Here is a 21,900-nt window from a genome sequence, read left to right as displayed (position 1 = left end):
GTGATCGGAGCCGTACCGCCTCGAATCACGCGAGTTACGGGCTCGATCACGCGAGATCCGGCTCCGATCACGCGAGATCCGGCTAATGCACCGCCATCCCTTCCGGCACCGGCTCGAAGCGGGCGTGGCGGCGGGTGAACGTCGCCGTGCCCGAGGTCATCGAGCGCAGGTCGATCAGGTACCGCACCAGCTCCGTCGCCGGTACCTCGGCCCGGATCACCGTCCGCCCGCCTTCGCCGGCTTCGGTGCCGAGCACTCGGCCCCGGCGGGACGAGAGGTCGCCGAGCACCGTGCCGAGGTGCTCGTCCGGCAGCCGGACGGCCACCTCCTCCAACGGTTCCAGCATGGTGATGTGCCCGTTCGCCGCGGCCTCCCGCAGCGCCAGCGCGCCGGCCGTCTGGAACGCCGCGTCGGAGGAGTCGACGCTGTGGGCCTTCCCGTCGACCAGCGTGACCTTCACGTCGACCACCGGGTGCCCGTCGGCCAGCCCGCGCTGCAGCTGGGCCCGCACCCCCTTCTCCACGCTGGGGATGAACTGGTGCGGCACCGCGCCGCCGACGACCTTGTCGACGAACTGGAACCCGCCGCCGCGCGGCAGCGGCTCGACCTCGATGTCGCAGACCGCGAACTGGCCGTGGCCGCCGGACTGCTTCACGTGCCGCCCGTGCCCCTTGGCGGGCTTGGCGAACGTCGAGCGCAGGCTGATCTTGACCGGCTCGGTGTCGACGTCCGCGCCCCCGGCCCGCAGCCGGGACAGCACGACGTCGGCGTGGGCCTCGCCCATGCACCACAGCACCAGCTGGCTGGTCTCGGCGTTGCGGTCCAGCCGCAGCGTCGGGTCGCCGGCGACCAGGCGGGACAGGTTGCGCGCCAACGTGTCCTCGTCGCTGCGCGTCTTCGCGACCACCGCCACCGGCAGCAGCGGCTCCGGCATCGCCCACGGCTCCATCAGCAGCGGCTCGTCCGGGGAGGAGACGGTGTCGCCGGTCTCCGCCGACCCCACCTTCGTCAGCGCGCAGAGGTCGCCCGCGACGCAGTAGGGCACTTCGCGCAGGTTCGCGCCGAGCGGGGAGTAGAGGTGCGCGACGCGCTCGTCGGCGTCGTGGTCCTCGTGCCCGCGGTCGGCGAGGCCGTGGCCGGACACGTGCACCGGCCGCTCGGGCCGCAGCGTCCCGGAGAACACCCGGACGAGTGATACCCGGCCCACGTAGGAGTCGACGGCCGTCCGGACGACCTCCGCGGCGAGGGGGCCCGCGGGGTCGGCGGTGATCGCGGCGTGCGCCACGCCGTCCGGCGTGGTGACGTCCGGCGGCTCGTGCTCCAGCGGGGAGGGGAACGCACGGACGATCCCGTCGAGCACCTCGGCCAGGCCGAGCCCGCTGGTCGCGCACACCGGGATGACCGGGTGGAACGAGCCCCGCGCGACGGCGGTCTCGAGGTCGGCGATCAGGGTCTCCTCGGCGATCTCCTCGCCGGCGAGGTAGCGGTCCATCAGGGACTCGTCCTCGCTCTCGGCGATGATCCCTTCGATCAGCTCGTTGCGCGCCTCGGCCATCCGCTCGAGGTCGGCCGGATCGGGCTCGCCTGCCTTCGGCGGGTGCCCGCCCGAGTAGTCGAAGTACCGCTGGGTGATGAGCCCGACGAGACCGTCGCCCGCGGGCAGGTACAGCGGCAGCACCCCGGCCCCGAACGCGGCCTGGCAGGCGGCGATTTCACCCATCGGGTCGGCCCGGTGGTGGTCGAGCCGGGAGACGACGACCGCGCGCGGCATGCCGACCGCGGCGCACTCCTCCCACACCGCGACGGTCGCCGCGTCGACCCCCTCGGCGGCGCAGACGACGAACAGCGCCGCGTCGGCCGCGCGCAGCCCGGCCCGCAGCTCCCCGACGAAGTCGGCGTACCCCGGCGTGTCGATCAGGTTGATCTTGTGACCCCGATGCAGCACCGGCGCGACCGACAGGCCGACCGAGCGCTGCTGGCGGACCGCGGCCGGGTCGTGGTCGCAGACCGTCGTCCCGTCGACCACCGTGCCCGCGCGCGGCACCGTGCCGGAGGCGGCGAGCAGGGCCTCCGTGAGGGTGGTCTTCCCGGAGCCGGACGGGCCGACGAGCACGACGTTGCGGACCTTCGCGGGGTCGTCCACAGCGACGGCGGCCCCGGTGTCGGCGTTCCTGGCTTGCTTGTCTGCCATGACGACTCCTCGGCGAACGGCTGGTGTACGGGATGTGTCCTCGATCACACACCCGCTACCCTGGTCACGGCAAGGGCAGGGCTCCCGGGACCAGCCGAATGCCCGGGGGAGCACGAGGCAGCGGGGGAGTGGCATGGACAGGCGGACCTTCTTGCGGATCTCCGGAGCGGTGCCGGTGGCGGGCCTGGCGGGGTGGCCACCGCCGGACGACTGGGAGCGGCTGCGCCGCCGGCTCTCGGGGCCGCTGTTCCGGCCGGGCGACCCGGGCTACCCGGAGGCCAAGCAGGGCTACTTCACGATGTACGACCACCGGATGCCGGTGGCCGTCGTCGGCGCGGCGCGCGTCGAGGACGTCCAGGCCGCCGTCGGCTTCGCCGCCCGGCACCGGCTGCCGATCGCCGCCCGCGGCGGCGGGCACAGCTACCCCGGTTATTCCACTGTGGACGGCGGGATCGTGGTGGACCTCAGCCGGTTCTCGGGCATCGAGGTGCGCCGGGACGGCCGCGCGGTGATCGGCGGCGGGGCCCGGCTGGAGCCGATCGCGACCACGCTCGCCGCGGCCGGCCGCGTGCTGCCGTCGGGCAGCTGCGGCTCCGTCGGCATCGCCGGGCTCGCCCTCGGCGGCGGCGTCGGCGTCCTCGACCGGAAGTACGGGCTGACCTGCGACCACCTGGAGGCGGCGCGGATCGTCACGGCCGACGGCCGGGTGCGCACGGTCTCGGCGGTGGCGGAGCCGGACCTGTTCTGGGCGCTGCGCGGCGGGGGCGGCGGGAACTTCGGGATCGTCACGGGGTTCACCTTCCGGACCGTGCCGCTCGTCGACGTGGCCACCTTCGAGCTGAAGTTCCCGGTGGGCACCCAGGCGGCGCTGTTCGCCGCCTGGCAGGAGTGGCTGCCGTCGATGCCGGACGAACTATGGGGCGGGATGGGCCTCGGCGCCGATCACGCGGTCTTCGCCGGCACGTTCCTCGGGCCGCGAGCACGGCTGGACGAGCTGCTCGAAGACCTGATCCGCCGGGTCGGCACGCCACCGGCCGAGCGGCGGCGGCAGGTCCAGGACCACCTGAGCGCGATGCGGTCGTTCGACGACCGGGAGTCCCGGCCGGGCCTGGCCGCCGGCCGGGCGGCCTACGTCGGGACCTCGCGGATGCTCATGCGGCGGGCCGCCGACCCCGCCGCGGTGGTCGAGGTGCTGCTCGGGACCCCGGGCGTCGACACGATCATCGACTCGGGTGGCGGCGCCATCGCCCGCGTCGGCGTCCGCGAGACGGCCTTCCCGCACCGCAAGGCGCTGGCCAGCTTCCAGTTCCTGCACGGCGCGGGTCCCGAGCACGGCGGCGAGGCGGCGGCCCGGCGCGCGCTCGCCGCCGTGCGGGACGGCCTCGGGCCGGAGTTCGGCACCACCGGCTACGTCAACTACCTCGATCCGGAGATGCCGGACTGGGCCGAGGCGTACTACGGCGTCAACCTGCCCCGGCTGCGCGCCGTCGCCCGGCGGTACGACCCGCGAGGAATTTTCGCTTTCCCGCAAGGGCTTTCCGTGCCCCGCTCGACTGTCCAAACGGGAGAGTCCTAGACTTCGCCGGATTCTGCGGCAGGAGGCAGCGCGTGCTCGATCTGGCATTCTCCACGGAGGACCTGGCGCACACCCGGTTCGCGTTCTCCCCGGCGTGGGAGATCGTGGCGAGCGTCCGCGTCTTGAACCAGCCGGGGGAGCACGCCCTGCACCTGCCGTGGATCAAGCGCGCCACCGCGGCGCTCGACGGGGCCGGGCTGGACATCGGGCTGCTGCGCGACCTCGCCCCGCGGCGGCACCTGCCCGGCTTCCTGGCCGGCACGCCGTCCACGCCGCTGCCCGAGCTGGCCGCCGAGCTCGCCGACCTGCGCGACGTGCCAGCCCACGTCGTCCGGCGCGAGCTGGACGCGATGACCGGGCCGCGCCCGCCCGCGCTGGGCCGGTTCCACCGCGATCCCGAAGCCGGTCTCGACCGGCTCGCCACGCTGATGGAGCGGTACTGGGACCTGGTGCTGGCCCCCGACTGGCCCCGGATCCGCGCGCTGCTCGAGGCCGACGTGCTGCACCGGTCGCGGCTGCTGGCCCAGGGCGGGGCCGCCGAGCTGTTCAACGACCTCACCCCGCTGGTCCGCTGGGAGAGCGGCACGCTCACGGTGGCGCACCGGCACCTGCACGCCACCGTGCCGCTCGACGGGCGCGGCCTCGTGCTGGTGCCCTCGGCGTTCGTCTGGCCGCGGGTCTTCTCCAAGACCGACCCCCGCTGGCAGCCGGTGCTGCGCTACCCGCCGCGCGGGATCGCCACGCTGTGGGAGACGGGCACGGCCACCGCGCCCGGCGCGCTGGCCGCCGTGGTGGGCCGCGGCCGGGCCATGCTGCTGACCGAACTGGCCGCGCCGGCGTCCACCGCCGAACTGGCTCGCCGGACCCGGCTGAGCGCCGGGGCGGTGTCGCAGCACCTCGGCGTTCTCAAGGCCGCGGGCCTGGTCAGCGGGCACCGTGCCGGACGTCACGTGCTCTACGCGCGGACCCGGGCCGCGGAAGTCCTGGTCGCGGGCATCCCGGAAGTGGACTCCTGAGATACCCGCGTACTGGCCTGCCTGAAGGGTCCACCGCCGACCTACGCTTGGAAGCGTAACCCCCGGTTTCGTGTCGAAAGGCCTCGTCGTGTCCGAGCAGCAGCCCACCCCCTCCGCTGGCACCGTCCAGTCCGTCACCGGCACCGCCAAGGTGAAGCGCGGCATGGCCGAGATGCTCAAGGGCGGCGTGATCATGGACGTGGTCACCGCCGATCAGGCCAAGATCGCCGAAGACGCCGGCGCGGTCGCGGTGATGGCGCTGGAGCGCGTGCCGGCCGACATCCGCGCCCAGGGCGGCGTCGCGCGGATGAGCGACCCCGACCTGATCGACGGCATCATCGAAGCCGTCTCGATCCCGGTGATGGCGAAGGCTCGCATCGGCCACTTCGTCGAGGCGCAGGTCCTGCAGTCCCTCGGCGTGGACTACGTCGACGAGTCCGAGGTGCTCACCCCGGCCGACTACGCCAACCACATCGACAAGTGGGCGTTCACCGTGCCCTTCGTCTGCGGCGCGACCAACCTCGGCGAGGCACTGCGCCGGATCACCGAAGGCGCGGCGATGATCCGCTCCAAGGGCGAGGCCGGCACCGGCGACGTCTCCAACGCCACCACGCACATGCGGAAGATCCGCGGCGAGATCCGGCGGCTGCGGACGCTGCCCGAGGACGAGCTGTTCGTCGCGGCCAAGGAGCTGCAGGCGCCGTACGAGCTGGTTCGCGAAGTGGCGCAGGCGGGCAAGCTGCCGGTGGTCCTGTTCACCGCGGGCGGCATCGCGACCCCGGCCGACGCGGCGATGATGATGCAGCTCGGCGCCGAGGGCGTGTTCGTCGGTTCCGGCATCTTCAAGTCCGGCAACCCGGCCCAGCGCGCCGAGGCGATCGTCAAGGCGACGACGTTCTACGACGACCCGGACGTGCTCGCGAAGGTCTCGCGCGGCCTGGGCGAGGCCATGGTCGGTATCAACGTCGAGGAGCTTGCGGAGCCGCACCGCCTCGCCGAGCGCGGCTGGTAGAGCTACGTCTGTCGGTCGAGAGGCCCCGTGAACGTCTGTTCACGGGGCCTCTCGCGTGCTGGGTCTAACCCGCAGGCTGCTGGTTAGCGTTGCTGTCCGCCTCGTGTTCGTCGTGATGTCCACCACCTAGCCACTCGCCGGTTGCCAACCAGATTCTTAGAAGTACAGCCATTCAGCTGTCCACGGCGGGCTCGACGAGGTCGTTGACATCGCGTGTTCGGCCGTGGCGCAGGGCTACCGGACTTCGTGGTCGACAGCGGCAGGTGGCCTCTGGGCTCTGCTGTATGGATGGTGTGAGAACCCGCATTATTGAGGCAGGAGGCCACCTTCTTCGGTTCGTCTGTCGGTGCGGACCACTTCATCCGCCGACTTCACACCAAGATCACAGACCTTGACGTTCTCCTGCCCCGAAAGGGCAGTCGAGCCTGCGCGTGAGCAGCCACTCTGCGTGTGTTCCGCAGGGCGGTGATCACACGAAGGCGATCGTCGGTCAGTGTGGCGACTCGCGTATTCGGTCATTTTTATGACCGGAGCGTCACCATTGTTTCCACATTTGAGTGATCGCCGGAAGTGTCGTCTCCTGATAGCGTAGGGCTTCGCTCTACGGGTGCGTGATCGGCGACGGTGAGGGAATAGCGTGAGTCGCAGCAATGCTTCCACCAAGTTGGCCGTGATGTTCATTCACGGCGTCGAAATCGACAATCCCCGCTTTGCCGACACCGCCACGGCGAAACTGAAGAAAGCGTTCGCCCGCTATTCGGGCGACGACCCCGACGACGCCTTGGTCATCAAGCCCGTGTTCTGGGCGAACGAGCTGGACTCCGGCCACGACGACTTGCTGAACCGACTCGGCGGTGGTGGTGCCACGTCGTTCTTCCGCCTGCTCAGCCGGTGGGCGACGTCGACCGACGCCGGGTCCGGGTCGGCCCTGCTGGCCTTGGTCCTGAGTGGGCTGGTGCGGTGGCTGCCAGGGGCGCCCGGCTTCCACTTTCCGACGATGCGCTGGCTCGCCGTCCACTACGTCGGCGACGCGGTCGCCTACCAGATCAACTCCTCCGACCGGGATCTGTACGACCGGGTGCACGCCGTCGTGGCGCGAACGCTGACCGAGTTGGCCGCGGAGGCAGGTGAGAACGCGCCGCTGTGCGTCGTCGCGCACAGCCTGGGCTCGGTGGTGGCGAGCAATTTCTTCTACGACCTCGAAGTCGAGGCAGGCAGTTACGGCCAGCCGCGGAAACTGCGCGGTGCGCGGGTCAGCAACAGCGTCGGCCCGAGTCCGGTCGAGCGAGGCGAAACGCTCAGCTACCTCTACACGCTGGGTAGTCCCATGGCGCTGTGGGCGGCGCGCCTGCCCGATCGTGGCACGCCGTTGATCGTGCCGCACCCGCGTGCGGCCCACCACCATCCGCAGATTCGTGGCGAGTGGGTGAACGTCTACGCCCCGGACGACGTGATCAGTTCCCCGTTGAAACAACTGAACGACCGGTACGACCGACAGGTGACCGAGGACCGCCGGTTGTCGGTCGGCCCGTGGTGGCTGTCCTGGAGTCCGCTCTCGCATCCCTGGTACTGGAATGACCGGCGGGTCATCGACCCAATCGCCGCTTCCCTGGCCGACGCGTGGCGCACGCTGCGGGCGGGCGGGAACGGCGCGTCGACGAAGGGGGTGGATGCCGACGTCGCCATGCAGCCGCTCGGCCGCCGTCGTTGACCAAAGCCCGTCGGTCGCCCGTCAAGCAGTTCGCCCCGTTGTCGGAGTGCTTCACACCCCGAAGGATTGCCGTGGTACCCGTGCACCGTGAGATTCCGCTGTTCACCCTCACCGGCGTGCAAAACGCCGAGATCACCGAGCACCCGATCACGACCGGTGACGGCCTCGGGCTCAACCTCACCAGATTCCGCCGGGACGAGTCCGACGACATCGTCCTCGTCATCCATGGACTGACGACATCGATGGACATGTTCATCATGCCCGAGCACGAGAATCTGGTCTCGTACCTGCTGGACAACGGATTCCCGGATGTGTGGACGCTCGACTACCGGATGAGCAACCGGCTTCCGTACAACCGGTCGATGCACCGCTACACGATGGACGACATCGCGCTATACGACTATCCGGCGGCGCTGAATGAACTGCGCGACGTCGTCGGCCACGACCGCCGCATCCACGTCATCGCGCACTGCCTGGGTTCCGTGTCGTTCATGATGAGCCTCTTCAGCGGCGTGGTCAGCGGCATCACGAGCGTGATCGCCAACAGCGTCGGGCTGACGCCGCGGGTCCCGAACTGGTCCCGCGTCAAGCTCGCCGTCGCGCCGACGCTCATGGAGTGGGTGCTCGGGCAGCCGTACCTCGACGCCGCGGCCGGGTCCGCGCCGCGGTTCTCGCTCGGCTGGCTGATGTCCAAGGCGGTGGACCTGTTCCACCCCGAGTGCGACGTTCCGGCGTGCCACATGCTCAGCCTCATGTGGGGCACGGGCTGGCCTGCCCTCTACAGCCACGACAACCTGTTGCCGGTCACGCACCGCCGCGGCGGTGACCTCTACGGCGCGACCGGGCTGCACTACTACCGGCACGTGCTGAAGATGGTCAACGCGGGCCGGGCCGTGAAATACGAGGACAACCCGGCGTACGCGAGTCTGCCCACGGACTACCTGGCGGGCGCGGCGGACATCACGACGCCGGTGCTGCTCACCACCGGGGACAACAACCGGGTCTTCGCCAACTCCAACATCGTCTGCTGGCGGCGCCTCGAGGAAGTGGCGCCGCGCAGGCACGAACTCAAGGTGTTCCCCGGTTACGGGCACCAGGACGTGTTCATGGGCAAGAACGTGAGCCGGGACGTCTTCCCGGAGATGCTCGAATTTCTCAAGAGGCAAGGGGCCTGACAATGGCGGGTAAGAACGGTCTCGTCGAGACGGCGAGCAATCACTACACCTACGTGCCGACGAGCCACGACAGCATCAACCACGACTCGATCACGAACCTGGGCCACGACTGGTCGCTGGTCGCCGATCCCGATGCCGAGCCCCGGCCGCCGTTCAAGGTCTATCTGCCGCGCACTACCGAGGACGTGGTGGCCGCGGTGCGGGAGTGCCGTGACGCGGGCGTCCAGCTCGTGGTGCGCGGCAACGGCCATTCGAGCAACAACCTGGTGACGCCCGACCACGGCACGGTCCTGCTCACCGAGCTGATGAGCGGTGTGGTGTCGGTCGACGGGATCGGCCTCACGGTCACCATCCAGCCGGGTGCCCGGCTCGCCGCGGTTGACCAGATGCTGTCCGAGCAGGGGATCGGGCTGAAGGTGATCGGCGATCACGACCACATCACCGCGGCCGGTTTCGCCTCGGTGGGCGGAATCAGCCCGGCCTCGCACCGCCACGGGATCTTCCTCGACACCGTGCTGGCCTTGGAGTACGTCGACTGGACAGGCGAGGTGCACCGCTGTAGCCGGGAGCACGACCTCGACCAGATGCTCAAGGTGCTCGGTGGGACCGGGCGGCACGGCGTGATCACCGAGCTGACGCTGGCCATCGAGGTGGTGGACAAGTTCCGGACCATCCTGCGCAACGAGCGCCGCATCACGACCTCGCTCGACGAGTTCGTTCGCTACTCGGCGGGCATGATCCGTAATCCGCGCGACGCGGTCATGGAGCGCGGCGTGTGGGCCGACTTCGAGGTTCCCGGCACCGACCTGGGCCTGCGCGTCGGCCAGTTCTCGTCCTACCACCCGACCCCGCAGAACCCGGTGAAGTCGCTGTGGAACCGCGTGGCCTACGGCTACCAGCAGGCGATCGGGGCGGTCGCCGGTCGGCTGCCGACGGTGCTGGACGACGTGCTGAAGTACGTCGGCATGGGCTGCATCATCCTGAGCCCGCGATACGGCAACCACAAGAACATCGAGCGGTTCACGGATCAGATCCTCGACTCCACGGTTGGCGACCCCACCCGGATGTTCGTGGTACTCGGTCCGGTCGAGCGGTACGCGAACCTGTTCTACGCCCTCAACGACCTGGTGGTGAACGAGCGGCGGCGCAGCCGGGCGATCACGTTCATCTCCGTCTACGTGAAGTCGATCCGCTCGCGCTACCTGACGGGACCGGAGGCGTGGAAGCCTGCGGGCGAGGAGCGGGAACCGGGGAGCTTCTGCGAGCTGATGCTCTACATCGGGGTGCGGCCCGAGAAGATGACGCCCGCCGTGCAGGCCAGGCTGGTCGCGGCGGTGGATGAGATCTGCCTGGCCAACGGCGCGTTCCGCTACCTGCACTCGTTGACGGGCACCGATCCGGCGAAGCTCGCCCGACTCGACCCGAACGCGCTGTACGGGGGCCGCGAGGTGCCAGCGGCCGGACACCGCAACGGCCAGGCCGAGGACATCCCCTCTGCCCCGGCCACCGCCCGCGGTCCGCGTGGGCGCAAGCAGGTCGAGGAGCCGGTGGGTTGAGCGGCGCGGAGCACGTCAACGCGGTCGTGGTCGGCTCCGGCTTCGGCGGTTCGGTCACCGCCTACCGGCTGGCCGAGGCAGGCCAGTCCGTGGTCCTGCTCGAACGTGGCCGGCCCTACCCGCCGGGCAGTTTCCCGCGCACACCGTCCCAGATGAGCAAGGCGTTCTGGGACCCTGGCGGCGGCCTGCACGGACTGTTCGACGTGTGGAGCTTCCGCGGCTTCGACTCGGTGGTGTCCAGCGGGCTGGGCGGAGGTTCGCTGATCTATGCGAACGTGCTGCTCCGCAAGGACGAGAAGTGGTTCGTCCGGGAGGACCCGCTGCCCGGCGGCGGCTACGAGACCTGGCCGGTCAGCCGCGCCGATCTCGACCCGCATTACGACACCGTGGAGAAGATGCTGGGCGCCACGCGCTATCCGTTCCACACGGCGCCGTACCAGTCCACCCGCAAGACGCACGCGATGATCCAGTTCGCGGAGCGCGCCGGGCTGGACTGGCAACTGCCGCCGCTGGCGGTGAGCTTCGCCCCCGCGCACGGTGACGAACCCGGCTTGGGAATGCCGATCGCGGAGGCGGACTACGGCAACATCCACGGGGTGCCGCGTCGGACCTGTCGCTTGGTGGGCGAGTGCGACATCGGGTGTAACGACGGGGCGAAGAACACCCTCGACCACACGTACCTGTCAGCTGCCGCCGCCCGCGGCGCCGACGTGCGCACGGGTTGCGAGGTGCGGGGAATCGCTCCGCTGGACGGCGGAGGTTTCGCGGTCACGTTCGTCCGGCACGACTTCGACGGCGACGGTTCGCCCGCGCCCGCCCGCAGTCTGCCGGCGCACCGCATCACCTGCGACCGGCTCGTGCTCGGCGCCGGTGCCTACGGCACGACGTTCCTCCTGCTGCGCAACCGGGCGGCGTTGCCCGGCCTGAGTCCGACGCTCGGCAGCCGGTACTCCGGCAACGGCGATCTGTTGACCTTCGTGGTGCCCAAGCGCGGCCGGGTGTCGGTGCCCATGGACGCGAGCTTCGGGCCGGTGATCACGACCGCTGTGCGCGTCGGCGACGCGAAGGACGGCGAAAGCCGTGACGGGCGGGGCTTCTACCTGGAGGACGGCGGATATCCGGGCTTCACCGACTGGCTGCTGCACTCGACCGACCTGACCGGCACAATGTTCCGCTTCGGCGAGTTCGTCACCCGGTGGACGTTGGGGCTGCTGACTCGGTCGTCGGACACCAACGTCAGCCTGGAGGTCTCGCGCCTGCTCGGCAACGGCGCGCTGTCCGCCGGCTCCCTGCCGCTGCTCGGGATGGGGCGGGACGTGCCGGACGGGTGGATGCGCCTGCGTGACGGGCTGCTCGACATCCGGTGGAACACCCGGACCAGCAAGGAGTACTTCCGCCGGGTCCGCAACACGATGCGGGAGTTGGCCGATTCGTTCGACGCCGAGTTCCTCGACAACCCGATGTGGTTCTTCCGGCGCATCGTCACTGTGCACCCGCTCGGCGGCGCGCCGATGGGGCGATGCGACGACGAGGGGGTTTGCGACTCCCACGGCGAGGTGTTCAACCTCCCCGGACTGTTCGTGGCCGACGGCGCCGCCATGCCTGGACCGGTCGGGGCGAACCCGTCGCTGACCATCGCCGCCCACGCCAACCGGATGGCCGACCACATCCTCGAGCAGCCGAAGCGGCGTCGGTCGGCACCACCTACGCCCGTGCCGGCGCGTCGCTCCCCGGTGATCCGCACGCCGGCGCGGACGGGCCGAACGACCTCGTTGGCGTTCACCGAGGAGATGAAGGGGTTCTTCGCCTTCGACGCGAGCGACCCCCAACACGGCCACGAGGAGGGCAAGGCCAAGGACCAGGCGCTGATGTTCCGCCTCACGATCACGACCGACGACATCGACACGTTCATCAACGTGCCGAGCCACCTGGCCGAGGCGACGGGGTACGTGGACTCGGAAGTCCTCGGTGGGCGGCTGCGGGTCGAGGCCGGCTGGTTCAACCTGTTCACCGCGGGTACGACGACGGATTCGCGGTCGATGCGCTATCGGCTGCACTTCGCCGACAGCGTCGGCAACCCGCTTACCCTGAGCGGGCAGAAGGACGTCCGCCGCGGTTCGCCGCTGCGGATCTGGTCCGACACCTCGACACTCTACTACCGCGTCTTCACCGGGCACGTCGACGAGAAGAGCGAGGCCGACGCGCGGGCCGTCGGCGCGGGCGTCCTGCGCATCCGGGAAGCCGACTTCCTGCAACAACTCACGACGTTCCGCACCAATGGCCCCAAGGCGCTGTCGGCGGTGACCGAGTTCGGGCAGTTCTTCCTCGGAGAGCTCTGGAGCGTCTACGGTCCCGGATTCAAGGCGAACGCCCTCCAAGTCGCGGCGGAGTAGGCGATGCGCGTCTTCCTCACCGGCGGGTCGGGATTCGTAGGTGGTGCGGTGCTGCGGGCGCTGCGCGACCGGGGTGACACCGTAGCCGCGCTCGCTCGTTCGGACAGCGCCGTCGACGCGGTCCTTACCGCCGGCGCGACGCCGGTCGAAGGCGATCTCGACGACCTGGCGGCCCTGCGCCGGGGATGCCGGAACGCGGACCTGGTCGTGCACGCGGCGGCGAAGCTCGGCGGTGAGCCGCGGGAGCGCGAGGCATTCCACCGGATCAACGTGCTGGGCACCGAGAACGTGCTGTCGGCCGCACGTGCCGAGAAGGTTCCCGTGCTGGTCCACCTGTCGACCGAACAGGTGGTGCTCGGCCAGCGGCCGTTGATCGACGCCGACGAGACGTGGCCCTATCCGCACCGCCACCCCGGCTTGTACGCGGAGACCAAGGCCGAGGCGGAGCGCCGGGTACTGTCCGCCGGTGACGGCTCGTTCCGCACGGTCGCCGTCCGGCCCCGCCTGGTGTGGGGCGCGGGCGACCGCACCGTGCTGCCCGCACTCGTCACCGCCGCGCGGGAGGGGCGGCTGCGCTGGGTGGACGGTGGCCGCTATCCCACGTCGAGCTGTCATGTCCGAAACGTGGTGGAGGGCGTCCTGGCGGCTGCCGAGCACGGTGCCACGGGTGCCGCGTACTTCCTCACCGACGGCGAGCCGTCGGACTTCCGGACGTTCATCACGGCCCTGTTGGAAACGCAGGGGGTGCCGCCGCCGTCGGGCACGCTGCCGCGCTTGGTCGCCAGTGTGGCGGCGACCGTGTGCGACGTGGCGTGGCAGCTGTTGCCTCTGCGGGGGGAGCCTCCGCTAAGCCGGGCCCTGCTGCTGGACTTCCTCAGCACGTGCACGGTGTCCGACAACCGTGCACGTGCCGAACTCGGCTATGTCGGTCGGGTCAGCGTGGTGGACGGACTGGCGGAGCTGCACGAGCAGTCCATAAAGGGCTAGTAGTTCTGGACCGATCGCCCGGATCGGGAGCTTGCGGAGCCGCACCGCCTCGCCGAGCGCGGCTGGTAACAGGCGGGATGGCCGCTTCCTCGGATATCAGCGCCAACGGTGAGCGATGGGGCACCTCGCCACGCGGGAGCCGGTCGGTTCGCGCCTTGTCAATTTTGGAGCGCCGCCGCCGAAGGTGACCCCGTCTGCCGCGGTCCGGCGGTCGCGAGCCGTGGTTTTCGACAGTTACGACGTGGCCCGCCGGTGGAATTTCACCGGACCGCCTTCGAGGAGGAGCGCGGGCACGGGTGGCGGCCGGAGGTTGCGTTTGTGTGGCAAATCACACTTCGGCTGCACGTGCCCATGACGTGGCCGTCTTCCCCGTAGCCGAAATGTTCGGCGAAGAGATCGCTGACTGGGTGGAGGGATTTCTCATGCACCGCAACGGAATCGTTCGTACGGCCACGTTGACCGCGTTCGCTGTCGCACTGGGGTTCGCCGGAGCCGCGCCGGCGCTGGCTGCGTCGCCCGATGCCCCGATTCACACCGCTGCCGATCTGAACGGCGACGGGACGCGCGACGACGTGGTTTCGTGGCGGGCCATTCGTGGCGACCAGGTGGTCTCGGCGACGGTGAACGGCCAGCGCACGTCGATTCACCTGCCGGCCGACGCCCGGTTCGGCGTCCTGCCCCCGCGGGTGGCTGACCTCAACGGCGATGGTCGGGCCGAGTTGCTCGTCGCGACTTCCTTCGGGGCCGACGCGAGCACCTACTCGGTGCTGCACTTCGACGGCCGGAAGCTGAGCCAGGTCGTCGGCGCCGACCACCGGCCGTTTTCGGTCGCCGAAGGTGGCGGGGCGGCCGCGCACTTGGGCTACATGTGCATGGCTCCTGGGGGTGACCGGCTGTTCGTGACGGTCGTGTCCTCGGCGGACGACGTCACTCGCCCGGCCGACGAGATCACCTACACGGGTACTCGTACGACCTACACGCTGCGCGACGGCGTGCTGAGCGTGCTCGAGGAGGACGCGTTCGCGGGCCGCCCGACGTCGGACTCGATCACGCTGGTGGACGCGGCGAGCTGCGTGTGAAGGTGTCTGTCCTTTTTGGATAATTGAAAATCGCCGCAGCTGCCGGGCATGGCTGTCACCCGGCGAGGAGTTTCCTCACCTGGTGGCAGCCGAGCGGTGCTCGCGTGGCGTCGGGTCACGTGGAACGGCCCGCGGAACGCGGCCCGGAGGAGGGCGGCATCGTGACCTTCGGTGCTCGGCGGCCGCCTGTTCATGCGAGTAGCGGTTGTCTGTGGTCGCGAAGAAGGTCGAAGCTACCAGGGCAAGACCATCACTTTCGTCGGGGAGGGCGTCATGAGGCCTGGTCTGGCTGTTTTGCTCGCGGTCGCGTTGGTCGCCACGGCGTGTGGCGGGTCTGGCGACACCCCTTCCGGCGGCCGGGACAAGGTCGGCTATCTGACGTCGTTCGGCACCTTCGGCCGCGACGCCTACGCCTACGTGGCTCAGGAGAAAGGCTTCTTCGCCGAAGCCGGGCTCGATGTCACGATCACGCCGGGCAGTGGCACGGTGGACGTGCTCAAGCTGGTCGCCGGGGGCCGGGCGGACGTCGGGACGGCGGACTTCACCGCCACCGCGATCACGGTGGCGAAGGAGAAGCTGCCGGTGACCGCCGTCGCGGCGGTGCATCAGCGGTCCCTCGCCGCGATCGTCTCGCTCGAGGGCCACGGCATCGCCAAGCCGGCGGACCTGGCCGGGAAGAAGATCGCCGATCAGCCCGGCTCGACGAACCAGGTGATGTTCCCCGTCTACGCCAAGGCCGCCGGCATCGACCCGGCCTCGGTGCGGTTCGTGCCGGCCGCTCCGCCCGCCCTGCCGCAACTGCTGGCGTCCGGGCAGGTGGACGGTATCGGGCAGTTCGTCGTCGGCCGGCCGCTCATCGAAGCGGCGGCGCGGGGCAAGAAGGCGGTCGTGCTGCCCTACGGTGACCTGGTGCCCGATCTGTACGGCAACGTGGTCGTCACGTCGAAGGATCTCGCGGCCAGGAATCCCGCGCTGGTGCGGCGGTTCACCGCGGCGCTGCTCAAGGGGCTCGGCTACGCGATCGAGCACCCCGGCGAGCTCGGCGCGATCCTCAAGAAGTACCAGCCGGCCCAGGACGCGGGTGTGGCGGGCGCCGAGATCGGGTTGATGGCGTCCTACGTCCGGCCTGCCGGGTTCACCGGCCCGCTCGGCCAGGTCGCCGAGGCGCGGGTGCGGAAGATCATCGGCACCCTCACGGACGCCGGTGCGGTCCCGGCCGGTGTGCTCACCGCCGCCGACGTCGTCTCCTTCGGGCTGGTGCCCCAGCCGTGATCGTTCTGGACGGCGTGACGCAGGTCTTCGACGGCCGGGCCGGTCCGGTCCAGGCGCTCGCCGGAATCGACTTCGAGGTGGGGGAGAACGAGTTCGTCGCGGTCATCGGGCGGTCCGGGTGCGGCAAGTCGACGTTGCTGCGGCTCATCGCCGGGCTGCTGTCACCGACCCGGGGACGGATCTTCGTCGACGGCGAGCCGGTGACGAGGCCGCGTCGCGACGTGTCGTTCATGTTTCAGCGCCCGGCCCTGCTGCCGTGGCGGTCGGTGCTGGCGAACGTCATGCTGCCGATCGAGATCTTCGGCCTGGAGCGGAAGTCCTACCGGGACCGGGCGCACGAGCTGCTGGAGCTGGTCGGCTTGCGTGGCTTCGAGAAGCGGTTGCCCCACGAGCTTTCCGGCGGGATGCAGCAACGGGTGTCGCTGTGCCGGTCGTTGATCCACGCGCCGGCGGTCATGCTCATGGACGAACCGTTCTCCGCATTGGACGCCTTGACCCGCACGGAGCTTTCCGGGGAACTGCAACGCATCCAGCTGGAGCAGCCCAGGACGGTCGTGTTCGTGACGCACTCCATCGAGGAGGCTGTCGTGCTCGCCGACCGGGTGGCGGTGCTCACCCCGCGGCCCGGCAGGCTCCGCAAGACCGTCGACCTCGCCATTTCCCGGCCGCGCGTGCCCGGGCGGCCCGACGTCGATCAGGCGGGTCGTGAGCTGCGTGACCTGCTCACCGCACCGGTCGACGGGGGAGCGACATGAGGGTCCGGGGCGTCGTGCTGCCCATCGTGGGGGTGCTGGTGCTCATCGGCCTCTGGTGGCTGGTGACGATCGTCTTCTCGATCGAGCGGTTTCTCGTTCCCAGCCCGGCCGACGTGGTCGTGTCGTTTCTCGAGCTGCCGGGATACCTGCTCGAACAAGGCCTGGTCACCCTGGTCGAGACCATCGAGGGTTTCTCGTTGTCCATTGTGGTCGGTGTCCCGCTGGCGATGCTGATCGTCCGTTCCCCGCTGCTGGAACGGACGTTCTATCCGATCCTGCTTGCCATGAACGCGGTGCCCAAGATCGCCGTCGCCCCGATCCTGGTGGTGTGGTTCGGCTTCGGCCAGGGGCCGAAGGTGGTCCTGGTCGTGCTGGTGTGCGTTTTCCCGGTGGTCATCTCGACCGCGTCCGGGATGAAGTCCACGCCGCACGAGCTCGTCGAGTTGCTCCGTTCATGGGATGCCTCCCGCCGTCAGGAGTTCTTCAAGCTGCGGTTCCTCCACGCCCTCCCGCAGATCTTCGTCGGACTCAAGGTGGCGATCTCGCTGGCGGTCATCGGCGCGGTGATCGCGGAGTTCGTCGGCGCCGACGCCGGGCTTGGTTTCGTCATCGTGCAGTCCGGCGCCAGTGCCGACACGTCGCTGGCCTTCGCCGCGATGACCCTGCTGGCGATCATGAGCATCGCGTTGTTCTACGGACTCGCCCACCTCGAGCGGAAGCTGTTGCCGTGGGCCGAGGAGCACCGGTGATCCACCCGGCGCCGCGGTCGAACGCGTCGGCGTAGCCGCGGGTGTCGTCGGAGGCGGTCAGGCACACGATCCGGCGGCGGCCGGCGGAGCCGCACCGCCGCGTTGCGCGCCAAGTTCTTCCTCGCCGCCACCGTTCGACGCCGGCACCTGGACGCACCTCGGGGACGCGCTCCGCACTTGCTCCGTGTGGCACTACGAGCCCGCGACCGGCGTGCTGGAGCTGGCCGTCTTCGACCACGGAGGGAACAGCCCCGGCACGCGGTGGCTCCGGGGCCTGCGGGCCGGCGCCGAGGTGACGCTCGGCAAGCCCGAGGGCACGCTGACCGCCCGCCAGGACGCCGCCTTCCACCTCTTCGCCGCCGAGGAGACCGGGCCGTCGCCGCCGCGGCGATCGTCCGTGCCCTGCCCGCTTCCGCGCGGGTGCTGGGTGTCTTCGAGGCCGACGAGCCCGACGGCGACGTGCCGGTCCCACGCGGGGCGCAGTTCCGCCGGGTCCACCGTCACGGGGCCGGCGCCGCAGGCTCGCGGGTGCTTGCCGACGGCGTCGCCGGGCTCGACCTGCCGCGCGGCGCGGACCACGGCGGGGTCGCCTACCTGACCGGCGAGGCACGGACGATCCAGGCGGTACGCCGCGTTCTGGACGCCCGGCAAGCGCGGGATGGAATAGGCCTGTCGGGAAAGCGCAGTGTGTGTGGTCTTCGTGTCGAGAACCCGTCATTTCACCGCACTGCGTGGCGAAGCAGGGATGCCATGGGGAAATCTCGCGCTGCGGTGCACCGGAGCTCCAAACCTCTTGGACCACCGCGATCCGCCGAACGGATATCGCCCGTCAAGCAACGTGGACCGGGAAGGCGCCGGTGAGCTGGTCCGGTCGTCGGGCTGACTCAAGTCCGGGCCGCGAGGGCCTGAGCCCGCGCACCAGCACCGGGTGGATCCAGGTCTCACGCACCGAAGGTCGCCTCGGGACGGACCGGCCGGGCCTTCAGCGGGCGAGCCCGTTCCAGCCACCTCGTCACCCGGGACCACCCGGCCTCGAACAACGCTGTCTCGTGCTGCTGCTCCGGCAGCGAACTCCGCGGAGCAGTCCACATCGGTGGTCCACCGCTTCCCGCGTTCGGCGTCTCCGTCCGGCGTCTGCCGTTTCTTTGCCGGTCTTCAGTCGTGACCCCGCAAAGTGGTCACCGCAGCAACCGAAGGGGAGGGTATGACCGCCGAACCAGCCACCGATCACCTGGTCCTGGGCCGGGAAGCGCGCGAACTGCTGTTCCTGGCCGCACGCACGCCGAACACCTTCGCCGACGTCCCCGTGTCCGACGAGCAGGTCCGAGCGATCTACGACCTGGTCAAGTTCGCCCCGACTTCCATGAACCAGCAACCACTTCGCGTGGTCCTGGTGCGTTCCACGCGGGCGCGGCGACAGCTGCTCGCCCGGCTCCACCCCGGCAACCGGGCCAAGAGCGCGACGGCCCCGCTGATCGCGCTGCTGGTGGCGGACCTCAATTTCCACCACCGGCTCCCGGAGGTCTTCCCGCATGTTCCGAAGGCGCACGAACTCTTCTCCGACAAGGAGGCCCGCGAGAATTCCGCGGTCTTCAACGCCACTCTCCAGCTCGCCTACTTCATCATCGGCGTCCGCGCCGCCGGGCTCTGTGCCGGACCCGTCGTGGGATACGACGAAGCCGGGATCATGGCGGATTTTTTCCCATGGCTGGATCGGCGTGTGCTGGCGGTACTGAACATCGGCCCGCCGGGGCCCGATCCGTGGTTCCCGCGGCTGCCACGGCTGTCCTTCGACGACGTCGTCAGCGTCGCGTGAGTCCCGAACCGAGAAGGGAGCAGACCGACATGCCCGGACCTTCGTCAGCGGTCGCGCTGGGCGAACTCGCCACGGTGGCCGAGAAGTTCTCGGCCGCGGCGGAAGCGAACCGGCGGCTGAGCGCCGAGGTCGCCGCCGGCATCGTGACGGCCGGCTTCGCCCGCCACTTCGTGCCCGCCGCGCACGGCGGCGCCGACAGCACGTTCACCGCGCTCACCGAAGCGCTCGTCCCGCTGGCCGGCCGGTGCGCTTCGGCCGCCTGGTGTGCCCAGATCTACGCCACGAGCGGCCGGATGGCGTCCTTCCTGCCGCCGCGGGGCCGGGCCGAGGTCTGGGCGGCGGGCCCGGACGTCCCGATCGCCGCCGCGCTGACCCCGACCGGCACGGCCACGCCGGCTGACGGCGGCTGGGTCCTGTCAGGCCGCTGGCACGTCCTCAGCGGTGTCGACGCGGCCGAATGGGCCCTTCTGGCGGCCGAAACCGTAGGCGGCCAACGCTTTCTCGCGGTCGAAGCGGCGCACTACACGGTCGAGGACACTTGGCATCCGGTCGGGATGCGCGGCACCGGCAGCAACTCGGTGCTGCTCGACGAGGTCTTCGTGCCCGTGCACCGCAGTTTCCCACGCGTCGCCTTGGTTCGCGGCGACGCCGGCGCCGGCGCGGCGAGCCGCCGGGCACCCCTCGACGCGGTCGCCGGCCTGCCGTTCGCCGCCGTGGTCGCCGGGATCGCCGAGCACGCGCTCGGGCACTGGACGGAGAGCATCGCGGGACAGCGCAGCGCGGGCGTGGCCGTCCGCGACACCGATGCGGCCCGGGAGCTGTTCGCGCGCGCCGCGCTGCACACCGACGTCGCCGGGATGCTCGTCGCTCGTGCCGCGGCCGCCGCCGACGACGCCACGGCCACCGCGCGGTTCGCGGGCCGGAGCCGGCGCGACGTCGCCTACGTGGCGGAGCTGGCCCGCGCGGTGGTCGACGAGCTCTTCCGTGCGGCGGGAACCCGGGTCCAGCGTTCGGGCCACCCGCTGGAGTGCGCCTGGCGGGACGTCCACGCTGCCGCGTCGCACCTGACCCTGCGAACCGGCCCGGCGGCCGCCGGCTTCGCCGCGCAGAACTGGCCGGAAGAGGAGGAAACGCCGTGACCGAGGACGTGCTGATCGTCGGGGCCGGGCCGGTGGGGCTGACCCTGGCGTGCCTGCTGCGGCAGGCGGGACTGCGCCCGCTGGTGCTGGAGGCGCTGGCCGCGCCGGACGGGGTGACGAAGGTCGGCAGCATCGGACCGCACGCGGTCGAGGTGCTCGCGCGGTGCGGCGTGCACGGCGATCTCGTCGCGGCGGAGCAGGAGAACCTGCGTGGCTATGCGCGGATGACCGGCGGTTCCGCGGTCCCCGGCGGGAAGCAGGTCCGTGGTGAGCACTTCGCCGGGGCGCCGGGCATCGACGTCTCCCACCACACGACCGACCGGCACCGGCGGATGCTGGTCGAGCAGCCGATCCTGGTGTCGATCCTGCTGAAGCGGGCGGCGCAGCTCGGATTCTCGCCCCGGTGGCAGCACGAAGTCGTCGAAGCCGGGCAGGACGGAAGCGAGGCTTTCGTGATCGCCCGGACCCCGGCCGGGCCCCGCCGGATCACTGCCCGGTACGTGATCGGCGCGGACGGCCCACGCAGCGCTGTGCGCGGGCTGGCCGGGTTCCCCTTCGAGGGCACCGGGCCGACGCTGACCGCCCGGCAGGCACTCGTCGAACTCGACCCGGACGGTGCCGTCCCGCCGCCGGGCTTCCACGCCATGGAAGGCGGGATGCTGGCCTATGGCACCGCGATCGACAGCCTGGGCACGTTCGAGTTCGACGGGCCGCCGACGACAAGCGAGCCGCTGACCGCGGCGGAGCTGCAGGCCAGCGTCGACCGGGTGCGTGGCCCCGGGGTGCGGATCCGCTCGATCCGCGAAGGCAGCCGCTACACCGACGTGGCCCGGCAGGCGGCCACGTACCGCTCGGGGCGGATCCTGCTCGTCGGCGACTCGGCGCACGTCCACCCGCCGATCGGGGCACAGGGCCTCACACTCGGTCTCGGCGACGCCGCCAACCTCGCGGCGAAGCTGACCGCGCGCTTGCTCGGCAGGCTGCCCGACGGGATCCTGGACACCTACACCGGCGAACGGCACCCGGTCGCCGCGCGCCTGCTGGCGATGATCCGCGCGCAGGTCGCCCTCATGCGGCCGGACAGTCACAACCGCGCACTGCGGCGGATGTTCCTGCGCCTGATGGAGCTACCGCAGGTCAATGACCACCTGGCGCGGTTCGCGGGTGCCTTCGACCTGCGCTACGACGTCGGCGGCGATGACCCGCTGCTGGGGACTTTCCGCTCGGGACTCGACACCTCCGTCGCCACGCGGGACGGGTCCGTTCCGCTCGCGACGCTGCTCGGCGGACGCCGAGGCGTGCTCGTCGGCTTTCCCGGTGCCCGGCCCCTGCCGGGGGCGGTCGCCGCCGCCGAACCCTGGGCCGACGTCACCGCGGCCCTCCTACGCCCGGACGGCTGCGTCGTCTGGCTTTCCCGCACCGCCGACGCCCACGGACTGGCCGCGGCCGGCCGTCGCTGGCTCGGCCGCTGAC

The 21,900-nt window shown here is 70.7% G+C and carries 17 protein-coding genes; 16 read left to right on the top strand and 1 reads right to left on the bottom strand.

Annotated features, from left to right (window positions below):
* Positions 1-82 precede the first annotated feature (82 nt).
* Complete coding sequence (locus AB0M82_RS09245) at positions 83-2,191, bottom strand: elongation factor G-like protein EF-G2 (protein WP_364719068.1); 2,109 nt, start codon at positions 2,189-2,191, stop codon at positions 83-85.
* Between the two features lie 133 nt (positions 2,192-2,324).
* Here AB0M82_RS09245 and AB0M82_RS09240 point away from each other — a divergent pair, with 133 nt between their 5' ends.
* From AB0M82_RS09240 to AB0M82_RS09165, 16 genes are all read left to right on the top strand, one after another.
* Positions 2,325-3,767, top strand: coding sequence for an FAD-binding oxidoreductase (locus AB0M82_RS09240; RefSeq protein WP_364719066.1), 1,443 nt, complete (start codon positions 2,325-2,327; stop codon positions 3,765-3,767).
* Positions 3,768-3,799: 32 nt separating this feature from the next.
* A complete protein-coding gene (locus tag AB0M82_RS09235; protein WP_364719064.1) occupies positions 3,800-4,783 on the top strand; it encodes a DUF5937 family protein in 984 nt (327 codons plus the stop codon).
* 88 nt (positions 4,784-4,871) lie between these two features.
* Positions 4,872-5,795, top strand: a complete 924-nt coding sequence (gene pdxS / locus AB0M82_RS09230) for a pyridoxal 5'-phosphate synthase lyase subunit PdxS (RefSeq protein WP_364719467.1) — start codon at positions 4,872-4,874, stop codon at positions 5,793-5,795.
* Between the two features lie 637 nt (positions 5,796-6,432).
* A complete protein-coding gene (locus AB0M82_RS09225) occupies positions 6,433-7,506 on the top strand; it encodes a hypothetical protein (protein WP_364719063.1) in 1,074 nt (357 codons plus the stop codon).
* Positions 7,507-7,586: 80 nt separating this feature from the next.
* On the top strand, positions 7,587-8,681 hold the full coding sequence (locus tag AB0M82_RS09220; RefSeq protein ID WP_364719061.1) for an alpha/beta fold hydrolase: 1,095 nt from the start codon (positions 7,587-7,589) through the stop codon (positions 8,679-8,681).
* A 2-nt stretch (positions 8,682-8,683) separates the two neighbouring features.
* Positions 8,684-10,237 (top strand): FAD-binding oxidoreductase, encoded by a 1,554-nt coding sequence (locus AB0M82_RS09215; protein ID WP_364719059.1) that lies wholly within the window; start codon positions 8,684-8,686, stop codon positions 10,235-10,237.
* Complete coding sequence (locus AB0M82_RS09210) at positions 10,234-12,630, top strand: GMC family oxidoreductase (protein ID WP_364719057.1); 2,397 nt, start codon at positions 10,234-10,236, stop codon at positions 12,628-12,630. Before AB0M82_RS09215 ends, AB0M82_RS09210 begins: the two co-directional genes overlap by 4 nt.
* A gap of 3 nt (positions 12,631-12,633) precedes the next feature.
* The gene (locus tag AB0M82_RS09205) at positions 12,634-13,617 is read left to right on the top strand and encodes an NAD-dependent epimerase/dehydratase family protein (RefSeq protein WP_364719055.1); all 984 of its coding nucleotides are present in this window, start codon (positions 12,634-12,636) and stop codon (positions 13,615-13,617) included.
* A 422-nt stretch (positions 13,618-14,039) separates the two neighbouring features.
* Complete coding sequence (locus tag AB0M82_RS09200) at positions 14,040-14,696, top strand: VCBS repeat-containing protein (protein WP_364719053.1); 657 nt, start codon at positions 14,040-14,042, stop codon at positions 14,694-14,696.
* Positions 14,697-14,969: 273 nt separating this feature from the next.
* Positions 14,970-15,968, top strand: coding sequence for an ABC transporter substrate-binding protein (locus AB0M82_RS09195; protein WP_364719051.1), 999 nt, complete (start codon positions 14,970-14,972; stop codon positions 15,966-15,968).
* Positions 15,965-16,723, top strand: a complete 759-nt coding sequence (locus tag AB0M82_RS09190; RefSeq protein ID WP_364719048.1) for an ABC transporter ATP-binding protein — start codon at positions 15,965-15,967, stop codon at positions 16,721-16,723. Before AB0M82_RS09195 ends, AB0M82_RS09190 begins: the two co-directional genes overlap by 4 nt.
* Positions 16,720-17,472 carry an ABC transporter permease gene (locus tag AB0M82_RS09185; protein WP_364719045.1) on the top strand — a complete coding sequence of 251 codons (753 nt, stop codon included), beginning with the start codon at positions 16,720-16,722 and terminating at the stop codon, positions 17,470-17,472. The genes AB0M82_RS09190 and AB0M82_RS09185 overlap by 4 nt, the downstream gene beginning before the upstream one ends.
* 186 nt (positions 17,473-17,658) lie before the next feature.
* Complete coding sequence (locus AB0M82_RS09180; RefSeq protein WP_364719042.1) at positions 17,659-18,333, top strand: SIP domain-containing protein; 675 nt, start codon at positions 17,659-17,661, stop codon at positions 18,331-18,333.
* 343 nt (positions 18,334-18,676) lie between these two features.
* Positions 18,677-19,288, top strand: a complete 612-nt coding sequence (locus AB0M82_RS09175; protein ID WP_364719039.1) for a malonic semialdehyde reductase — start codon at positions 18,677-18,679, stop codon at positions 19,286-19,288.
* A gap of 29 nt (positions 19,289-19,317) precedes the next feature.
* The gene (locus AB0M82_RS09170; protein ID WP_364719037.1) at positions 19,318-20,427 is read left to right on the top strand and encodes a hydrolase; all 1,110 of its coding nucleotides are present in this window, start codon (positions 19,318-19,320) and stop codon (positions 20,425-20,427) included.
* On the top strand, positions 20,424-21,899 hold the full coding sequence (locus tag AB0M82_RS09165) for an FAD-dependent monooxygenase (RefSeq protein WP_364719035.1): 1,476 nt from the start codon (positions 20,424-20,426) through the stop codon (positions 21,897-21,899). The genes AB0M82_RS09170 and AB0M82_RS09165 overlap by 4 nt, the downstream gene beginning before the upstream one ends.
* Position 21,900: the final 1 nt, after the last annotated feature.

It is taken from the genome of Amycolatopsis sp. NPDC051128 (genome assembly GCF_040682715.1).
GTDB lineage: Bacteria > Actinomycetota > Actinomycetes > Mycobacteriales > Pseudonocardiaceae > Amycolatopsis.
The sequence above is the reverse complement of the archived record's forward strand: the minus strand, read 5'-3'. Positions and strand labels throughout refer to the sequence as shown.